We start from the raw sequence: 18,315 nt of genomic DNA on the forward strand, positions 1-18,315 counted from the left end.
TACAGTAGGAGTAGGGTGATACCAAAGCGATTATCTGAGGTTGAATCGATTAAATGATCCATTTCATACTGTCCCGAGAGGATATTCTGTTTGGAGCTGTCCCACAAATGTTTGTAATGCGCTTCTAAATTCATTAAAAATAAGCTATCTATAAAAGAGGTTGTAATTCATGAATTATTATGGTCTAAAATAAAAAAATTAAGGAAGATGAATGTGTTTAAATAAAAAGACCTTTCAGGTTTTTAAAACTTGAAAGGTCTAGATGTTTAAAATATAAATTGGTATATAAAAAATTTATTCACCAATAATATGAAGCTCTGTAAATTCCTTGGTAAGCTTTAAGCTTGTTCCTCCTTTAAAACGGAGTTCTTCAAATGGAATGATCACATTATCGATTTCTATTTCTTTAATTTTAAAAGGTAATCCGTGGAAGTGGATTCTAAAGGTTTTATAAGTGGTAATATATTTTCCAGACTTATGTTGTTGGATAATAATTTCCTTTTCCTTGCCTTGAAACTTAAAGTTTCTTAAGCTATAACGGCCTTTAATATAATCGTAACCGTCGGTAGCATCTTCATAAACTTCTGAAATTTCGTTGCCTACTTTGTAATACACATCTAAGGTTAATTCTTCTATCGTTTTTTCACCCACATATTGTTGTATCGGGTATTTTGGGATAATAGCACCTTCTTTTACAAAAATAGGCATGCTATCTAAATCGGCATCTACCCAAATTTCTTGTCCGCCACTAACCAATTCATCGGTCCAGAAGTTATACCATCTTCCAATAGGGATGTACATGCGTCTTCCTTTTTGGTTCGGCCCCGTAACTGGGCAGGCTAATATCTTCTCTCCAAAAATAAACTCATCGTTTCTGTAATGGGTTTGTGGATCTTTTTGATCGTAAAGCACTAAAGATTTTAAGATAGGCACACCTTCTTCAGCATAACGCCAAAAAGCGGTATATAAATAGGGTAGGAGTTGATATCTTAATTCAATGAATTTTCTAACCACATTGGTGATGGTATCTCCAAAAGCCCAAGGTTCTTGGTCGCCATGATCTCCAGAAGAGTGCGTTCTACAAAACGGATGGAATATCCCCAATTGAATCCAACGGGCATAAAGTTCGCCATTAGGTTGCTCGGCAAATCCACCAATGTCAGACCCTATAAATGAGAATCCAGACATACACATACGCTGTGCTTGTAAATTAGCAATGTTGAGGTGGTCCCAAGTCGCTACATTATCGCCAGTCCAACTTGAGGTATAACGTTGTGTTCCCGAATAAGCGGCTCTAGTAATTACAAATGGACGCTTCGGATAAGAGAATTTTTTTAATCCTTGGTAAGTTGCACGAGCCATTTGCATGCCGTATACGTTATGCGCTTTTCTATGGCTACATTGGTTGCCGTCGTAATCATGGCGCACATCATTAGGGAATGTTTTACCTGGTACATCCATTACAGCAGGTTCGTTCATGTCGTTCCAAACGCCTTTAACACCAATCTCTTCAACGAGTTCTTTAAATAAATCGGCCCACCATTCTCTTACTTCCGGATTGGTAAAATCGGGGAAGTAACACTCTCCAGGCCATACTTTACCTTTCATATAAGGGCCATCGGCACGCTTACAGAAGTAGTCTTTCTCTAGACCTTCTTTAAACACCGAATAATCCATGTCTATTTTAATACCTGGATCTATAATCACGATCGTTTTAAAACCATCATCGGCCAATTCCTTTACCATACGTTTTGGATCTGGGAAATGTTGCTTACTCCATGTAAAGCATCTAAAGCCTTCCATATAATCTATGTCTAAATAAATAGCATCACAAGGAATTTGAAGCTCTCTAAATTTAGAAGTGATTTCTTTAACGTTCGATTCTGGGTAATAACTCCATTTACACTGGTGGTATCCTAAAGCCCAAAGTGCAGGCATCGCATGAGGCTTTCCTGTTAAATCGGTATAATTAATCACAACATCGCCCATATCTGGACCATAAATAAAATAGTAGTTCATTTCACCACCATGAGCCCAAAAACTGGTAATATTTCTACGTTCGTGACAAAAGTCGAAATACGATCTGAAGGTATTATCGAAAAATACCCCGTAAGATTTTTTGTTGTGTAAAGCCGTATAAAACGGTATGGTTTTATAAATAGGATCGGTATCGCGCCCATAAGCATACGAATCGGTTACCCAGTTTTCAAAACGCTTACCTTTTAAGTTATTATCTACAGGTTTATCACCTAGTCCGTAGTAACTTTCCCCGGGTTGTGCGGTTTTCGACATTTTAACCACATCGCCCCCAAATTCATAACTCTCTTCCCAGTGAAAACCTAATTCGTCTTCACAAATTAGAGATTTATCAATAGCATCGTAAATAGATGTGCGTAAATCTAATTTTGAGATGTTACAGATTAATTTTGAGGTCGTTATAATATAGTGGTTATCGTCTTCGGTAACTTCTAGGTGGTTGTACCCACGACTAGCATATTTTGTAATGGCATAAGAAAAGTCATTTTCAAAAATGCCTGTAGTTGTAAAACGAAACCTTAAAATACTATCTCTGCGAACAGTCACTTGTAAAATGACACCATTTTCGGTAGTGAACGACAGTACGTTAAGGTTTTTTTGGTATTTAATAATTTTTGTTGGAAAGAGATTTCCTTTATATTCTAATTCGGTATTTAAAATCATAAGGGTAAGTATTAGAATTCATTAACGAATTTAATAAATTTAAGTTGGCATTCATATCGCTTTTCATTAAAAAACAAATCGATATGTTACGTAATGAACAAATAATGAGTGTCTTAATTCCTGAATCCCTAAAAGGATATAAAATGAAAGAATTTTACTTCAATAAGTTTTGAGAATTCTAATAGAATGGCTTAGTCTTCAGATGAGTTTAAAAAGAGGTTTTAATTTTCATTTCTGAATTTATAATCTGACTTACCGCTTGTTTGTATTTTACAGGATTTGAAGCTTTTTTTATGGCTTTATAGGTTTTTTGTGGGTTGGAAGTAGATTGCGCAAAGTATTCCCAAAAACCTAGCATTTTCATTTTTATAGGTGTTGGTCCCGATAAATAAGCATCGTAGGCTTGATAGATGGTATCGTGAAACTCTGAGAAAATAGACCAGCGGTTTTCCGGGTATATCGTGGTATTATTTTTAATCATACTCGGAAGAAAAGGATCGGCAATTAACCCGCGGCCAATCATAAAATGATCGATTTGTGGAAAACGATTTGCTATTTCATTATATGAAGACACGCTAGTGATGTCACCATTGTAATAGAGCTTGTGTTTTGTGCCAGCCATACACTTTTCAAAGGCATCTAGATCTACAGGGCCTTTGTAAAGCTGTTTTCCAATCCTGGCATGAATGGCCACATTTTTAAGCGGATATTGATCTAAAATAGGAAAGGCCTCTAAAATTTCTTCAGCGTTTTCATAACCCATGCGCATTTTCATGGATACCAAAATATCCGTTTCCTGATGCGCTTTTTGAAGCACTTCGTTAATTCTTTGCGGATTACAAATTAAGCCTGAGCCCATTCCAGACTTGGTCACCATGGGGTATGGGCATCCTAAATTCCAGTTAAGTTCTTTGTACCCTAAACTTTGAACATATTTAGCAACGTATACAAACTCCTCGGGATCGTTTGTTATCACTTGCGGGATAACCTCTAATGTACTGTTGTTTTCAGGTAATAAATCATTTTGATAAGACTGCTTTATTTTTAGCTTTCCATTGAGACGAATATAGGGTGCATAAAAAGTATCGATACCACCAAAATAATGGTTGAAGGCATTACGAAACCTGAAATCGGTAAAACCCTGCAGGGGTGATGAAAGTAGAGTAGAAGCCATGTCTTTACAAAATGAGGCAAAGATAGGATAAATGATTAGTCCTTGTTTACTACATGTTGTATTAATGATTTACCAATGACTTTTTATGGAACTTTTAAGACGTTTAAATATTATGATGCAGACTTAGTTGTAGCTGATTTTTATTCCAGTGATTTGTTGTTTGATTCATCACACCCAGTTGAACCTTGACGTTATCATTAATAACATAGCCTAAAGCGGCATAGAATCGGTTTCGGTCAAAAATTTCAACATCTATACCGTTTCCAATGTTGCGTTGTCCGTTTATGAACAGTTCATTGTAAAAAGCTAGGTAAAGCGCATTTTTCTCAAAGGTAACTTTGTTTAGAGGTATGTTTAAGAACAGGTTATAACGGTAACGCGTTCTAAAATCTTGATGGTCTACAAAGCGTTGTTCGAATCGAAAACGGTGATTGGTATAAACCCGCTTCCCGAATTTTACAGGAAATAAAGCTTCTTGGTAAATTCGACTTTCTGAAGTTTTATAATCTTCATCACCGTAGGTGCCAGTGGTGATATGTCCGTAACCAAGGGTAAATTTAATATTTGCTTGTTTAGGAGTGTAAGTGATACCGCCTCTAAGTAAAAGTTGCTCCAAGTCGCCACCCATATTCCAATTTCGGTATTGAATATCCCCTTGAGCGCCCCATGAGCTTTCCTTAAAAGTGGTATTGAAAAAATACATATACCAAGCACCAAGGCTGCTTTCGTTAATTTGGGCATGTCCCATTTTTGGTATGAGAAATAAAACCGTGAAGGTTATTATTAAGCGTATCTTTTTCATAAAAATTTAATTTAAGAACTGTATGCCATATCCTAAACATGCAATTAGTAAACATAGAGGAGAAAATAATTTGGTATCGAGTTTTCCAAATGGCGTTTGCTTTACCTTTTTAAAAAAACCTACATATTTAAATTCACCAATAGCTCGAACTAGAAAAATACTAGGAATAAGCCATGCACCTACCGACATCACCCAATGAGGTAGAGTATAAGGTATGAGTCCAGATTGTAAAATATAAAAAAGACTAAAAAAGGACAAGCCTAGACCTACTATGACCGCATCTAGAGGTTTTGGGTTTAACACCCGTTTGCCTTCTAAATTGGTGGGTAAAGATGCATTTAACCCAAAGGTTCCACCAAAAATCCAGTTAAAATGAATGAGTGCCAAGATTAGGAAAATAGCGCTTAGAAAAAGAGGGATAATCATGTTTTTATTTTTTTCGTTGCATTAAAACGACTTCGCTTAAACATGAATAAAAATAAGAATTTTACGACATAAAAACACGTGATAGTCTGTATGTTTTATTTTTCAGATCGTAAAATCTTTTCCATTTTCCGACCTTTGGCTAATTCATCTACCAATTTATCTAAGTACCTCACTTGCTGTGTTAGTGGTGTTGTGATGTCTTCAATGCGATACCCACAGATTACTCCTTTGATGAGGGTGGCGTTTTGGTTTAATGTTGCTTGTTGAAAAAACTGCTCAAAAGTGACGTTTTCTTCAATGAGTGCTTTTATTTTGTTAGGTGTGAAACCTGTTAGCCACTCCATAACCTGATGAAGTTCGTCCACCGTTCGGCCTTTCTTTTCTATTTTGCTCACATAGTGCGGGTATACCGAAGCAAAAGTCATTTTCGCCATGCGTTGGTCGTGTTCTGGAGTTGTAATCATAACTTTAGTGTTTTATGCCAATAGGTTAAACGCTAATTTCAGCTTGCCAATAATTGAAAGTTTTGGTTACTCCTAAGAAAAAAGCATTTTTTCTTAGGAGTTATACTACTTGGTGTAATAAAGTTTATTGCCGTCTGAAAGTATTATTCATGTTTGGTTACCACTTCATGAAGTACTACTTGAGCTGCTTTTTCGTAATCGTCATGCCATCCAAAATAGTTACCAGTTTTAAAGTAATTTTCATGGATATAGCCATTACCTACATAGTCATATATTTCTTGGTAATCGACATTTAAGCCTTTAGCATCACAAACTAAAGCACAGTACATTTTTCCGTTTTCTATTTTAATTTTGAATGTGAATTTCTCGTTATCTACACGTCCGAAATCCAGTTTAGCATCATATTTACTGGTCCATGGATCGTCGTTTTCAGGTTTTGTGTAGTAATCAATTTGAATCATACCACTGTTCCATCTAATTTTTACGGTTGCAGGATCGCCAGGAATACCATCTGAAGACTTACCATGAATTTGAGCCACAATAGTTCTACCATTACCTTCAACAAAATCAACATGCATTGTAGATTCTAAAATATGGATTCCGGTAGCCATCGACCAATTGTCTTTGGTGTCTTGGTTACCGCGCCAGTATTCTCTTAATTCCGTACGACAGTATTTATCGCCTAAGGCAGATTGTCCAGAAGTGGTAAAGCCTGTGAATTTGGTCCACAGCGTGTAGCTCCCATCGTCATTTTTGTAAAAGTATTTCGATTCATTACTACTAAGCTCGTTATTAATAATCTCATCAGGCTGAATGGAAGTTGCACTGCCATCTCCTCGGTTTATAGGCACCGAAAGGTACCAGTTTTTCCATGAAATATTTGTAGGTTCTTCTACCGGAGGATCAACTTCTTCAGGTGTGGTTTCCTCTTCTTTTTCTTCAGTAATTGTAGAATCAGAATCGTTATTGGCACTACAGGACATCATAAAAACAACGGTTAATAATATGCTGAATGAGTGTTTTAAAAATGCTTTTGTCTTCATAAACTAAAATCTCTTTTTGTGATTTGTTTGCTAACTTTCCATTTGGGTAGCTTTAAAAGTTAACGGTTGTTTTTTTATTTATGAGTTGCTGTTATCATTTTGTAATGAATGTAAAAGTATACAATTTTAAGATATTGTTTTGATTGATTTACAACAATTAGGTGGGGTATAAAAAAAATGGCGCCATAAGTAGGCGCCAAATATGTGTTGGAATTGAGTTATTTGGTTGTATTTAAGATTTAAATTATCCTAATAATCCCAACCTTAATGTTTTTCAAGAAAAGTTGTTAACTCAGTAGGCTCAGCGCGATTGCGGTAATCGGCGTCCAGAAAGGCGTATTCAATAACGCCGTTTTGGTTAATAATGTAGGTGGCTGCTAAAGGCAGTTCGTTAGATTCATCACCATTATAACCATTCATATCGAAAGCCTCGTTATAAATTTCAGCAACCTCATCGGTAAGTTTAAAAACGATGCCGTATTCTTTAGCTACAGTGTTTCCTATGTCGCTCAAGACTTCAAATTCTAGCTTATTCTTTTCAGCTGTAGTCATCGATTGATCTGGAAGCTCTGGAGTCAATGCTATTAAAGTAGCATCATTAGCTTTAAAATTTGGTAATTCCTCTTGTAATTCATGAAGGGTTAAGTTACAATATGGGCACCAACCACCGCGGTACCATGTTAAAATAACTTTGCCCTTTTTTAAATAATCGTTTAAGGAAACAGGATTACCTAATGCGTTCTTTAAAGTGAAATTTGGTGCTTGATCACCAACTTGTAGAGCTGTATTGGTAATACCACTGTTGTTAACCGATTCGATACCTTCTTTGTAGATTCTTTTTTTTGTGTCGTCTGCCTTCAATTCAAAATTAGCTTTTTTGGCGTCCAATTTTGATTTTAGAGAATGGTCTTCTTGTATCACTGTTTCTGTTTTTTCAATAACTTCTTGGTTTTCTGTAGTTGTTTTTTTTTCATTTTTTCCGCCGCAAGCGACCAATAATCCACCCAGTAATAGGGCTGATACCATGTTAGTTTTCATAAGTTAATTTTTTATTGGAATAAAGAACTTGAAAACCGAAGGAATCCAGGTATAATGAAATGTTAATTTTAGACCTCCAGACGTTAAATTCCAGTTGAAGTAAACACTTTTCATAGGATTCTAAAGGGAATCTTATGAAAAGTGATATGTTTATTTAGTACGAAAACGAGTCTTCAGTTTTGAATTCTCTTAGTATTATTGGATCATCATAAAAATAAAGAAAAGGCTAAATTCTAAATCGAAAATCTATCCAATTTTAAAAACTACTATCCCTAATGGAGGTAAGGTGATATCAGCAGAGAAATCTTTACCATTCCACGCTGTTTTTTTAATACTAATTGTTTTTTTATTTTTTACCCCACTACCGCCAAAGGCTTCGTCATCGCTATTAAAAATTTCAGATAACTTACCTTTTTGGTTAACACCAATTTTGTAATTCTCAATAAGGTTTGGTGTCATATTACAAACCACGACCACTTGATCTTTTTCTTTATGACCTTTTCTAATGTAAGATATCACTGAATTTTTGTGGTCATCGTAGCTAATCCATTCAAAACCTTCATGGCTAAAACCATTTTCGTATAGCGCAGGTGTGGTTTTGTAAAGTTTGTTTAAAGCTTTAACATAGTTTTGAGTGTTTTGGTGCGGATTAAAATCTAATAAGTTCCATTCCACGCTACCTTGAAAATTCCACTCGTTATATTGTCCAATTTCTCCACCCATAAATAAAAGTTTAGTTCCTGGGTGGGTAAACATGTAGCCGTATAATAAACGCAAGTTGGCAAAACGTTGCCATTCGTCTCCTGGCATTCTACCTAGAATGGAGTTTTTACCGTAAACAACCTCGTCGTGAGAGAGAGGGAGCATAAAGTTTTCTGTAAAAGCATAAGCCAAACTAAAAGTGATATCGTTTTGATGATATTTTCTGTAAATAGGGTCTTTTTGGAAATATTCCAGCGTATCGTGCATCCAGCCCATCATCCATTTCATACCAAAGCCTAAACCGCCCATGGAGGTTGGTTTAGAAACCATAGGAAATGCTGTAGATTCCTCTGCTATGGTTTGCACATCGGGGAATGAAGCATATATTTCTTCGTTTAATTCCTTTAAAAAACTGATAACAGCAAGGTTTTCTCTACCGCCGTACATGTTGGGTTCCCATTCACCTTCTTCTCTAGAATAATCTAAAAATAACATAGAGGCTACGGCATCAACACGTAAGCCATCGGCATGGTACTGGTCTAACCAAAATACAGCGTTACTAATTAAAAAGGAACGTACTTCATTACGCTCGTAATTAAAAATCAAACTTTTCCAATCTTGGTGATAGCCTTTTTTAGGATCTGGGTGTTCGTATAAATTAGAGCCATCAAAAAAGCCTAGGCCATGTGGGTCTTCTGGAAAGTGAGATGGTACCCAGTCTAAAATAATACCGATGTCGTTTTGGTGCAGTTTATCGACAAGGTATTTAAACTCTTCGGGATAGCCAAAACGTGATGTCGGGGCAAAGTATCCCGTAATTTGGTAGCCCCACGATGGGTCGTAGGGAAACTCCATAATTGGCATGAGTTCCACGTGGGTGAAATTCATGTCTTTTACATAGTTTACTAAATCGTCTGCAAGTTCATAGTAAGAAAGCGATCTGTCTTCTTCGATATTTTTTTTCCACGAGCCCAGATGTACTTCATATACTGAAAAAGGTGCATCAATAGCATTGTGTTTTTTACGGTTTTTCAACCAGGTTTTATCCTTCCACTTATAGGTGTCTTCCCAAACGACTGAAGCTGTTTTTGGAGGATGCTCACAGCGTCTGGCATAGGGATCGGCTTTTTCGGTTATGATACCGTTATTATGACTTTCAATTTTATATTTGTATAGGTTGCCTTTACCAACAAAAGGAATAAAACCTTCCCAAATGCCACTAGAATCCCAACGTACATTAAGTTCATGTTCGTCTGCTTTCCAGTAGTTAAAATCACCAATTACCGAAACCTTTTTAGCGCTAGGCGCCCAAACGGCAAAATAAGTACCATCAATACCGTCGACGGTCACTATATGTGAGCCAAATTTTTCGTATAATCTATAATGTTTCCCTGTTTTGAAGAGGTTAATATCGAAGTCTGTAAACAGACTGTAAACTTTCGTTTGTGCCATATATTATATTACAAATCCATGAGGGATAGTTGCTCCGTTTTTTATTACTACAATGCCATCTTTAATCACATAAGTGTCCGTTTCTATATCTTCTAGATGCGGTCCTCCGTTTATTCTCACATCATCTCCAATGCGGCAGTTTTTGTCAATAATGGCATTTTTTATGAAGCAGCGATCGCCAATACCCATTAATATTTCTATTTTATTTTCTTCAATTTCCTGAAGCGTTTCATAATAGTCGCTACCCATCATATACGTTTTTATAATAGTAGTTTCCGTTCCTATTCTAGATCGAATACCAATAACCGAGCGTTCAATTTTTGCAGCACCAATAATACAACCTTCAGCAATAACGGCTTTATCTAAGGTAGTTCCAGCAACTTTGGTTGTAGGAAGCATACGGGCTCTGGTGTAAATACGTTTGGTTTTATCGTATAAATCAAATTGTGGAATATCGTCTGTTAACCCAAGGTTGGCTTCAAAAAAGGAATCTATATTCCCGATATCTGTCCAGTACCCTTCATATTGAAAGCTTAGAGTTTTATGTTTTTCAATGGATTGCGGAATAATCTCTTTACCAAAATCTATAGTAGATTCGTCGGCCATTAGCTTCACCAATAAGTCTTTATTAAAAATATAAATACCCATAGAGGCTAAATAGTGACGGCCTTGTTGTTTCATTTCATCACTGACATCCGAAGTCCAATCAGGCAATAAGCTAGGGTCTGGTTTTTCAATAAACGAAGTGATAACACTTTCTTCGTTAGATTTTAAGATACCAAATCCAGGGGCGTCTTTTTCATTTACCGGAATAGTGGCAATTGAAATTTCAGCACCACTTTTTTCATGTGCTTCAATCATTTTATCGTAATCCATTTGATAAAGTTGGTCACCAGAGAGAATTAAGGCATATTCAAAATCATGTCTTAAAAAGTGGTGCATGCTTTGTCTTACGGCATCGGCAGTACCTTGAAACCAGCCTTTATTGGTTGGGGTTTGCTCTGCAGCCAATACATCCACAAAGGCACTACTAAAAAAACTAAAATGGTAGGTGTCTTTAATATGACGGTTTAAGGAAGCTGAATTAAACTGCGTTAAAACAAAAATACGTTTGATATCGGCATTGATACAGTTTGAAATAGGGATGTCTACCAATCTGTATTTCCCAGCTATCGGTACTGCGGGTTTAGATCTTTGATGTGTTAATGGATATAACCTAGAACCTTGTCCGCCACCTAAGATGATGGATAAAACCTTGTTGTTAATCATATTAATTTAGTTTTATTAGAGAATTATATAAGTTTATGTAATCATGAGCTGAAACATCCCAAGAGTGGTCTATTTCCATGATTTTAGTTTGTATGGTTTTGTATTCTTTTTGGTCTTTATATAGTGCTAATGCTCTTTCTATAGCCGTGAGAATGTCGGCTACACTGGTGTTATCGTGACAGATACCAAAACCACCTTCTTCGCTAATGTCGGTAACGGTATCTTTTAGTCCGCCAATGCTTCGTACCAATGGTATCGTACCATAACGTAAAGCATACATTTGATTTAAACCACAGGGCTCTACCCTAGAAGGCATTAGTAAAAAATCGGCGCCAGCATAAACAATATGCGATAATTGTTCGTCGTAACCGATATGGGCGTTAAAACGACCTTCAAATTGTGGTTTTAAAGCTTCAAGCTGATTTTGAGTTTCAGGATCCCCCGAACCTAAAAGCAGTATGGATATATCATGCTTCTCTAAAGCTTTTTTGAAAACTTCAGGGAAAAGGTCTGATCCTTTTTCATATACCAAGCGTCCTATGAAGGCAAAAAGTGGTTTTGTAGGATTCAGATTAAAACGTTCACATAGGTGACTTTTATTGGCTTTAGCTCCAGAAATTACGGTTTTAACACCGTAGTTTTTTATTAAGTATTTATCGGTTTCAGGATTCCATTCGTGGTTATCAATACCGTTTAAAATTCCAACACATTTTTCATGTTCACTACTTAGTAAGTGCTCTAAACCGTTGGCCTGTAGTTTGAGTTCTTCCATATAGCTTGGTGACACCGTGGTTACGCCCCAAGCGCATTTTATAGCTGCCGCCAAAGGATTTATGTTACCACCCCAATCTAACAACCCAACATGGTCGAAATTAAAAGGAGGGATTAAATTCACTTTGTCATGCGAAAACCAGCCCTGGTATTGGGCATTATGTATGGTTAATAAATTCGGGATTTTTCTAAAGGCTTCATACTTATAACTTTCTTGTAGCATAAAGGGAATAAGCCCCGTATGGTGGTCATGGCAATGAATAATATCTGGATATATATCCCAGGTTAATATCCAATCTAAAGCCGCGATTTGAAAAGCTAAAAAGCGTTCGGTATCCGATGAAGAATACACATAGTCTTTAAATAACAGCTCAGGGATATCGATAAAAAACACATCAAAATCTAGTGGTTTTTCATCTAAAACTAAAATGTTTACAGGGTATGTGGTGTCTCCTAATACGACGCTAGAATTATAAACGGGAGCAAAAGAATTTTCTCTTGTGAAGGCATTGTCGTAAAAGGGCATTACAACCTGCGACCTTATTTCAGATCCGTTCTGGTATTTAGGTAAAGCACCAACAACGTCTGCCAAACCTCCAACTTTAGCTATAGGATAACATTCTGCACTTATATGAATAATAGTCATTTATGAATAATTATCATGGATATTTCGGTTCGATTATAAACTTACAAAAATATTCATGTATAAAATGAGCTATTTTCAAATTTGTTATGAAAATTACATTTTTAAAATAATATGTTTGTTACGTTGTTGAAATGTAGTAAAAACCACATGTCTTTTTGAGATATTTCGCTTTAAACTATAAATACTCCTTAAGTAGTTAGTGTTATTTTGTTATAAATATTAGTCCTTTCAGGTTATTAAAACAGTATCCTTAAAAGTTTTTTTGGTGTCTAACAAAAGTTTAACGTAATTTTATTCTTACTTGTTAAAGTTTTGGGCTTACATGTTAAAATGTAATTTCCTTCAAAATTAACATGATACATTCGACATTCATTAATCAAAAAACGAACATTTATGAAAACATTTATTCTTGTTGGTACAGTAATCTCATCAGTTACTGTATTGGCTTGCTCGTCTGATGAAGGCGAAAAAACCCGAGGAAGTTGCACTTCCTGTGACTCTTATCAATTTCAAGGAGAAACACACCCTGCTGTAATGGTTTGTAAAAGCAAAAACGGTAATTCTATTGTAGATGGGGTTGAAATAAGGACAGATTATGATGCTTATGTCGATTCTTTAGAAAAAGTGACTAGCTGTAACTAGGGTTTAACTTTTTGTTGAAGAAAAAACATTTAAATTAAAAAACCATTTATCAAGTTAGTTTAGACTAAAATGATAAATGGTTTTTGTGAATTCCTGCGAAAGCAGGAATCTTATACATATTTTGTATTAAATATTCTTAATTAAAACGCAGTCAATAACTTAATGTTTAGAACGCCTGTTAATGAGATTTCTGCTTTCGCAGAAATTTAGTCGTTCAATTTAAGAACAGCCATAAACGCTTGCTGCGGAATTTCAACATTACCAACTTGACGCATACGTTTTTTACCTTTTTTCTGCTTTTCAAGTAATTTACGTTTACGAGAAATATCGCCACCGTAACATTTAGCTGTTACATCTTTACGCAGGGCTTTTATCGTTTCACGAGAAATAATTTTAGCACCAATAGCGGCTTGAATTGGAATATCAAATTGCTGACGCGGAATTAACTCTCTTAACTTTTCACACATTTTTCGTCCTATGGTTTGTGCGTTATCGGCGTGAATTAATGCTGAAAGCGCATCAACAGGTTGGGCGTTTAATAAGATGTATAAACGCACTAATTTTGAAACTTTCATACCTATTGGCGAATAATCAAAAGACGCGTAGCCTTTTGATACTGTTTTCAATCTATCGTAAAAATCGAATACAATTTCAGCAAGTGGCATTTCAAATCTGGGCATATATTCCTTAGGGGATTTATTACCTAAAGATTTATGCGGTTGATTAAAGTTATAGTCCTCCCTCTAGTTATCACTGATCCTTTGGGGTTGTTAGGTAGGTGTCATTGAAGTAATAAGCATCTATTATATCTTCTTAATGAAGCGATTGAAGCGTTCTATATATCCGTTTAGCATCGGTTTACTAGGTTGTGTGTATTTGATTTCTATAAAATTCCTATTGCATGAGCTCATAAAGGTCTTAGATATAAATTCTGAACCATTGTCACATCTAAATATATTTAGGTGTTCGTATCTCTTCCTTTAAGAGCTCTAGTGTTTCAACAGCAGCTCTTGCTGGGTACGAAAGCCCTGCATCAATAGCTAGTGCTTCTCGATTACAATCGTCAATCACATTGAACACACGCACTTTTCTGCCATCGGTAAGGACATCGCTCATAAAATCCATGCTTCAACACTTACTGAGGCTAGAAGGTGTTTCTAAAAGTTGTTTTACACGTTTAACCAAATGCTTTTTGTGCTTACGCCTTAAACTGAGTTTCATCTCTCGATAAACTTGCAGCACTAGTTTTCTATTCCATTGTAAGCCTTCGCGACGGATCTTATAATAATATTCATCAAAACCACTGGTCGGATATGATTCAGCAAGCTCGGTCAATTTATTTATAACTTCGCTATTATCTTTTTTACTATGGTAATACCATATCGATCTGCTAAGTCCTGCAACTTTGCAGGCGCGCATGACGGGGATAAAATATGCTTTGATGAGTTGCTTTGCACGAACTTTTTTGTCGGAAGGCTTTACTTTTTTGACAATACGTCCTTTAGCATCTTGTTATCTAGGCTCACATCTGCGTACATCAGTCTGAGCGTGTTGTTCTCGTCTTCGAGATCCTTCAGTCGTTTAAGCTGCTGCTGTTCAATACCTCCATACTTTTTCGCCAGTAATAGAACCTACTTTTGTCTATTCCTAATTCTCTCGATAGATCGCCTACCGATCTTCCCTGTTCATTTTCCTTGTGAGCTTTTATGATCTGGCTCTCGCTAAATATGCTGTCTTTCATTGTAACAGTATGAATTTAAAGTTAATAGATTCGAATTTTTTACTGTTCTATTTTTAAGGAAACCTACACTTAAATCGAAATGAAAATCGATTCAATTTAGTATTAAATTACTATTTTCTGCATGTATTGCTCTATTGACTTTAAGCTAAGATTACATTTTGGTTCTTAAAAGATATAAATTCTTAAGTAGCCAAATGATCTTGTTATACAAACCTTGGGTTTTTATTTATTAGTTCGAATGATTAATTCCGTTTTAATTTTGGCTTTACTAGTTTTGACAGAAACTACCTATGTGTAGTTAAGTTTGTTTTTAGTAAAGTTAGGTACTGCCAGCGATATAACATGTTTCAAGAGCTGTTAATAGTATTGAAATCCATGTCATTTTTCTCGCTATCAGGATTATTAGATTTGCAACCTAGTTGTGAGTAGAATTTGTTCTACTTGTTTTTTGTTTCTGTGTTAAAAATGTAGAATAAATTCTACTAATACATAATGGTTTATGTTTAAATAAGATATATATTTGTTTCAAATTATAATAAACCAAAATAATAAACATGTCAGACTTTTTAAAGCAATTCGGAGAGGATTTAAAAAACAATGTGCCAGGATTTATGGCAGTAGCAGTAACAGAAATTAAAAGTGGTATTTCGTATTTTTCGCTTTCAGCAGTTAAGGGTTTTGATCCAGAACTGGCTTCTGCTTTTAATTTAGAAGTTGTTAAAGCCAAATTAAACGCAATTAGTGCGTTGGGTATAAATGAGAAAATTGATGATATTCTTATTTCATTGAAAAATCAAATACACATAATAGATGTATCTGAAAACGCTGAATATTTTGTCTATTTAGCAGTTGATTCTACTAAAGCAAATTTAGGAATGACAAAAGCTTTATTAAATAAATATAAGGAAGATATTAAATCTAAAATATAGTTATTGTATATTTTATTAAAGGAAATAAAGGCTAACTTAATTTGTTGGTCTTTATTACTCTTAAAATATAGTATATAATTTTATCTTCTTACCAAAGAATAATCGTTTAGGCACATAGAGTAACAATTGTAATTACCTAAAAAATTAGATTCTTTAAAACCAAATTTTATATACAGTGCAATTGCAGGTAAATTATCTTCTGTAGTGTATAATGACAAATTGCCTGCCTTAGTTTTTGTTAAAAAGTTATAAACATGAGTAAGCATTTTATAACCTAATCCTTGACGCCTAAACAAAATATCAGTATAAAAATAAGCTATATGCCAATCATATGCTGTATGATCATATAAGTTTTTATGCAAAACAATGATGCAAAAAGAAATAATTGTTTCTTTTTGATAACCAACAAAAACCTTTAGTTTATTTCGATTAAAGTTATGTTTTAATTTCGAAAATGAATTAGAGATATTGTCTGTAAATTCCTCTCCTAGTAGTCCTGATTTTAAGAGTAATGGCTCTATAGTTTTAAATTCCCCTTTTTTTAATTCAACAAAATTATTTAGCATTATAGATAGAAAATTTATTTAAAATTATACTTAGAATTTACACTAAGCTTTTTGCAAAATAATTTGTTAATTCAATGTTGTTATTAACATTTAGCTTAATGAAAACGCGTTTCCTATAAGTTGAAATTGTTTCTTTTTTTAGATTAAGTTTCCAAACAATTTCTTTATTACTAAAACCCTTCGAGATTAAAATTGCAACTTCAAGTTCTCTTGGAGTAAGTTTTTTTAAATACATTATAGAATTTTGGTTAATATCAGGGAAATAATCTGTATATCCGCTTGATACAAATTGAACTGCTCCGTGTAATTTTTTATCAATATCCTTTTTAGTTAATGTGGCATGGATAAATTCTTTAATTTTAAAAAACTGAAAATAATTAATTACAGAAATTATAACAATAATTTTCATGTCAGGAAATTTCAGTTTTATTCTTTTAAAGTCATTAAAAAAATCTTCAGAGTTCATGTCAACATCCAATAACAATATGCTATTATGGTTAACCAAATTACTACTAGAAAAAACATCTTTTAGAGATTCAAATTCTGTTATCTGAACAGTACCGTAGTTTTTTTCAATTAATATTTTCAAACCATTACGAGAAGCCCAGTAAGAATCAGTAATCAGAAAATCCATATATAAATTTCACAAAGGTTTAAATAAAAATTCTACCCAAAAAATGATTTTATAATATGATTTTTCTTTTGTAGACTTTCCTTTTTAATATTAATAGAAAGTAAATAAGTTAAAAACATAGCTATAATACAAATTCCAAAATTCACGTACCAATTGGTTGCGTATCCAAATGTTGAAATTATTTCCATACCCGTCTTTGCACTTAAAACATGAGCAAAACCATAACTCATCTGAAAAATAGACATAAAAAGACCTTCCTTACTTTTATGACTTCGTTTCATTACAATATCACTTGCAAACGGAAAAGTTAGCATAACACCGAAAGAAATAAAAACCATCATTAAAACCAATACGAAAGGATGATTAAAGAAACTAAGTAGTAGATAACCGATAGCCATTGAGCCTAATCCAAATGTCATGGCTACTGAACTGTGTATTTTCTTTCGCTGAATATAATTAACTAGAGGTATTTCAAAGAACATTATAAGTAAACCGTTAAAGCCTAGTAAAAGTCCACTGTAAAGTTCAGATAAATTAAAAAAATCTTTATGATAGATAGGTAATGTAGTAAAAATTTGAAAAAAGACAATTCCTGTAAGCATTGCAATAAACCAATTTAGTAGATACAAATCATCTTTAAAAGGAGTAAATCGACTATTTTTTAAATATTCAAAATTAAGTTTATGCAATATTTTTACCTCCTTAATTAATAAAGTGAAAATTATTATTGATATAATACAACTAAGTCCGTCAATATAAAACAATAAACTATAACCAAATTGGAAAATAATTAGCCCACCCAAACTAGGTCCTACTAAAAACCCAAGATTTGTAGCAGATCTAACTAAAGCCAAGGCTTTTAAACGTTGATCTACTCCAACAAAAGAATTTAAGGTTATCATCATGGCAGGACGATACATATCTGCAATGAATGTAAGAAGCATTATTCCTGCACACATAAAAATAAATGAAGTAATAAATTGTAGCCCAATAAAAATCAATCCACTCCCAAAAAGACTGAAAACCATTACTTTGTATGGGCCTATTTTGTCGGAAATATTTCCACTAAAATAGGTGCCCAATAGGGATCCAATACCAAAAGAAAACATAACCCAGCCAATTTGAGTATAACTAAAACCTAAGTCATCCATTAAATATTTTGATAAAAATGGTATAACCATTGTTCCTGCTCTGTTAATAAAAGTCACAATAGCAATAAGCCAGATTTCGCGAGGTAGATTTTTAAAATTTTGTAGGTATTTTTGAAGCATTTTTTGAAATTTTCAGCAAAAATAATTATTAAACATCACTTTAGA

At 34.3% G+C, this 18,315-nt stretch carries 19 protein-coding genes and 1 pseudogene; 2 read left to right on the forward strand and 18 right to left on the reverse strand.

Annotated elements, in window-relative coordinates; all coding sequences use genetic code 11:
- Positions 1-294: 294 nt before the first annotated feature.
- From A6I66_RS05800 to A6I66_RS05845, 10 genes are all read right to left on the reverse strand, one after another.
- Complete coding sequence (locus tag A6I66_RS05800) at positions 295-2,700, reverse strand: glycoside hydrolase family 31 protein (RefSeq protein ID WP_067146583.1); 2,406 nt, start codon at positions 2,698-2,700, stop codon at positions 295-297.
- A 208-nt stretch (positions 2,701-2,908) separates the two neighbouring features.
- Entirely contained in the window at positions 2,909-3,874 is a 966-nt protein-coding gene (locus tag A6I66_RS05805) for a tRNA dihydrouridine synthase (protein WP_067146585.1), read from the reverse strand.
- Positions 3,875-3,977: 103 nt separating this feature from the next.
- Positions 3,978-4,676: a DUF2490 domain-containing protein gene (locus A6I66_RS05810; protein ID WP_084399502.1), complete on the reverse strand. Its 699-nt coding sequence runs from the start codon at positions 4,674-4,676 to the stop codon at positions 3,978-3,980.
- A 6-nt stretch (positions 4,677-4,682) separates the two neighbouring features.
- A complete protein-coding gene (locus A6I66_RS05815; RefSeq protein WP_067146588.1) occupies positions 4,683-5,102 on the reverse strand; it encodes a DUF3995 domain-containing protein in 420 nt (139 codons plus the stop codon).
- 95 nt (positions 5,103-5,197) lie between these two features.
- On the reverse strand, positions 5,198-5,566 hold the full coding sequence (locus A6I66_RS05820; RefSeq protein WP_067146590.1) for a DUF2200 domain-containing protein: 369 nt from the start codon (positions 5,564-5,566) through the stop codon (positions 5,198-5,200).
- 143 nt (positions 5,567-5,709) lie between these two features.
- A complete protein-coding gene (locus A6I66_RS05825; RefSeq protein ID WP_067146592.1) occupies positions 5,710-6,609 on the reverse strand; it encodes a polysaccharide lyase family 7 protein in 900 nt (299 codons plus the stop codon).
- Positions 6,610-6,873: 264 nt separating this feature from the next.
- Entirely contained in the window at positions 6,874-7,647 is a 774-nt protein-coding gene (locus A6I66_RS05830) for a peroxiredoxin-like family protein (RefSeq protein WP_084399504.1), read from the reverse strand.
- A gap of 246 nt (positions 7,648-7,893) precedes the next feature.
- Positions 7,894-9,801 (reverse strand): 1,4-alpha-glucan branching protein GlgB, encoded by a 1,908-nt coding sequence (gene glgB, locus A6I66_RS05835; RefSeq protein ID WP_067146594.1) that lies wholly within the window; start codon positions 9,799-9,801, stop codon positions 7,894-7,896.
- 3 nt (positions 9,802-9,804) lie between these two features.
- Positions 9,805-11,070, reverse strand: coding sequence for a glucose-1-phosphate adenylyltransferase (locus A6I66_RS05840; RefSeq protein WP_067146596.1), 1,266 nt, complete (start codon positions 11,068-11,070; stop codon positions 9,805-9,807).
- Between the two features lies 1 nt (position 11,071).
- A complete protein-coding gene (locus A6I66_RS05845; RefSeq protein ID WP_067146598.1) occupies positions 11,072-12,487 on the reverse strand; it encodes a glycogen synthase in 1,416 nt (471 codons plus the stop codon).
- A gap of 393 nt (positions 12,488-12,880) precedes the next feature.
- On the opposite strand from A6I66_RS05845, the gene A6I66_RS05850 reads away from it, so the two are divergent.
- A complete protein-coding gene (locus tag A6I66_RS05850) occupies positions 12,881-13,129 on the forward strand; it encodes a hypothetical protein (RefSeq protein WP_067146600.1) in 249 nt (82 codons plus the stop codon).
- A 206-nt stretch (positions 13,130-13,335) separates the two neighbouring features.
- Here A6I66_RS05850 and A6I66_RS05855 read toward each other — a convergent pair.
- The 5 genes and pseudogenes from A6I66_RS05855 to A6I66_RS17095 all read right to left on the reverse strand — a co-directional run.
- Positions 13,336-13,800: pseudogene (locus tag A6I66_RS05855) on the reverse strand (elongation factor 4); the annotation flags it as partial.
- Positions 13,801-13,932: 132 nt separating this feature from the next.
- A complete protein-coding gene (locus A6I66_RS17090; protein WP_394331373.1) occupies positions 13,933-14,040 on the reverse strand; it encodes an integrase core domain-containing protein in 108 nt (35 codons plus the stop codon).
- Positions 14,041-14,077: 37 nt separating this feature from the next.
- Positions 14,078-14,254, reverse strand: a complete 177-nt coding sequence (locus A6I66_RS16610; protein ID WP_157614106.1) for a hypothetical protein — start codon at positions 14,252-14,254, stop codon at positions 14,078-14,080.
- Positions 14,255-14,257: 3 nt separating this feature from the next.
- The gene (locus A6I66_RS16450) at positions 14,258-14,548 is read right to left on the reverse strand and encodes a hypothetical protein (protein ID WP_084399509.1); all 291 of its coding nucleotides are present in this window, start codon (positions 14,546-14,548) and stop codon (positions 14,258-14,260) included.
- Positions 14,549-14,702: 154 nt separating this feature from the next.
- Positions 14,703-14,870, reverse strand: a complete 168-nt coding sequence (locus A6I66_RS17095; RefSeq protein WP_084399511.1) for a transposase — start codon at positions 14,868-14,870, stop codon at positions 14,703-14,705.
- Between the two features lie 554 nt (positions 14,871-15,424).
- Between A6I66_RS17095 and A6I66_RS05865 the strand changes: the two genes are divergently transcribed.
- Positions 15,425-15,799 carry a hypothetical protein gene (locus tag A6I66_RS05865; protein ID WP_067146604.1) on the forward strand — a complete coding sequence of 125 codons (375 nt, stop codon included), beginning with the start codon at positions 15,425-15,427 and terminating at the stop codon, positions 15,797-15,799.
- 80 nt (positions 15,800-15,879) lie between these two features.
- Here A6I66_RS05865 and A6I66_RS05870 read toward each other — a convergent pair whose 3' ends face one another.
- The 3 genes from A6I66_RS05870 to A6I66_RS05880 are packed head-to-tail and all read right to left on the reverse strand — an operon-like array spanning position 15,880 to position 18,270.
- The gene (locus A6I66_RS05870; protein ID WP_067146606.1) at positions 15,880-16,365 is read right to left on the reverse strand and encodes a GNAT family N-acetyltransferase; all 486 of its coding nucleotides are present in this window, start codon (positions 16,363-16,365) and stop codon (positions 15,880-15,882) included.
- Between the two features lie 37 nt (positions 16,366-16,402).
- Positions 16,403-16,999: a LuxR C-terminal-related transcriptional regulator gene (locus A6I66_RS05875; protein ID WP_067146608.1), complete on the reverse strand. Its 597-nt coding sequence runs from the start codon at positions 16,997-16,999 to the stop codon at positions 16,403-16,405.
- A 32-nt stretch (positions 17,000-17,031) separates the two neighbouring features.
- On the reverse strand, positions 17,032-18,270 hold the full coding sequence (locus A6I66_RS05880) for an MFS transporter (protein ID WP_067146610.1): 1,239 nt from the start codon (positions 18,268-18,270) through the stop codon (positions 17,032-17,034).
- Positions 18,271-18,315: the final 45 nt, after the last annotated feature.

Source organism: Pseudotamlana agarivorans, assembly GCF_001642835.1.
GTDB lineage: Bacteria > Bacteroidota > Bacteroidia > Flavobacteriales > Flavobacteriaceae > Pseudotamlana > Pseudotamlana agarivorans.

Bases quoted from the DNA above. Each gene is read 5' to 3' on its own strand.
- A6I66_RS05800 (WP_067146583.1), bottom strand. From the start codon at position 2,700: ATGATTTTAAATACCGAATTAGAATATAAAGGAAATCTCTTTCCAACA.
- A6I66_RS05805 (WP_067146585.1), bottom strand. From the start codon at position 3,874: ATGGCTTCTACTCTACTTTCATCACCCCTGCAGGGTTTTACCGATTTC.
- A6I66_RS05810 (WP_084399502.1), bottom strand. From the start codon at position 4,676: ATGAAAAAGATACGCTTAATAATAACCTTCACGGTTTTATTTCTCATA.
- A6I66_RS05815 (WP_067146588.1), bottom strand. From the start codon at position 5,102: ATGATTATCCCTCTTTTTCTAAGCGCTATTTTCCTAATCTTGGCACTC.
- A6I66_RS05820 (WP_067146590.1), bottom strand. From the start codon at position 5,566: ATGATTACAACTCCAGAACACGACCAACGCATGGCGAAAATGACTTTT.
- A6I66_RS05825 (WP_067146592.1), bottom strand. From the start codon at position 6,609: ATGAAGACAAAAGCATTTTTAAAACACTCATTCAGCATATTATTAACC.
- A6I66_RS05830 (WP_084399504.1), bottom strand. From the start codon at position 7,647: ATGAAAACTAACATGGTATCAGCCCTATTACTGGGTGGATTATTGGTC.
- glgB (WP_067146594.1), bottom strand. From the start codon at position 9,801: ATGGCACAAACGAAAGTTTACAGTCTGTTTACAGACTTCGATATTAAC.
- A6I66_RS05840 (WP_067146596.1), bottom strand. From the start codon at position 11,070: ATGATTAACAACAAGGTTTTATCCATCATCTTAGGTGGCGGACAAGGT.
- A6I66_RS05845 (WP_067146598.1), bottom strand. From the start codon at position 12,487: ATGACTATTATTCATATAAGTGCAGAATGTTATCCTATAGCTAAAGTT.
- A6I66_RS05850 (WP_067146600.1), top strand. From the start codon at position 12,881: ATGAAAACATTTATTCTTGTTGGTACAGTAATCTCATCAGTTACTGTA.
- A6I66_RS17090 (WP_394331373.1), bottom strand. From the start codon at position 14,040: ATGAGCTCATGCAATAGGAATTTTATAGAAATCAAATACACACAACCT.
- A6I66_RS16610 (WP_157614106.1), bottom strand. From the start codon at position 14,254: ATGGATTTTATGAGCGATGTCCTTACCGATGGCAGAAAAGTGCGTGTG.
- A6I66_RS16450 (WP_084399509.1), bottom strand. From the start codon at position 14,548: ATGCGCGCCTGCAAAGTTGCAGGACTTAGCAGATCGATATGGTATTAC.
- A6I66_RS17095 (WP_084399511.1), bottom strand. From the start codon at position 14,870: ATGAAAGACAGCATATTTAGCGAGAGCCAGATCATAAAAGCTCACAAG.
- A6I66_RS05865 (WP_067146604.1), top strand. From the start codon at position 15,425: ATGTCAGACTTTTTAAAGCAATTCGGAGAGGATTTAAAAAACAATGTG.
- A6I66_RS05870 (WP_067146606.1), bottom strand. From the start codon at position 16,365: ATGCTAAATAATTTTGTTGAATTAAAAAAAGGGGAATTTAAAACTATA.
- A6I66_RS05875 (WP_067146608.1), bottom strand. From the start codon at position 16,999: ATGGATTTTCTGATTACTGATTCTTACTGGGCTTCTCGTAATGGTTTG.
- A6I66_RS05880 (WP_067146610.1), bottom strand. From the start codon at position 18,270: ATGCTTCAAAAATACCTACAAAATTTTAAAAATCTACCTCGCGAAATC.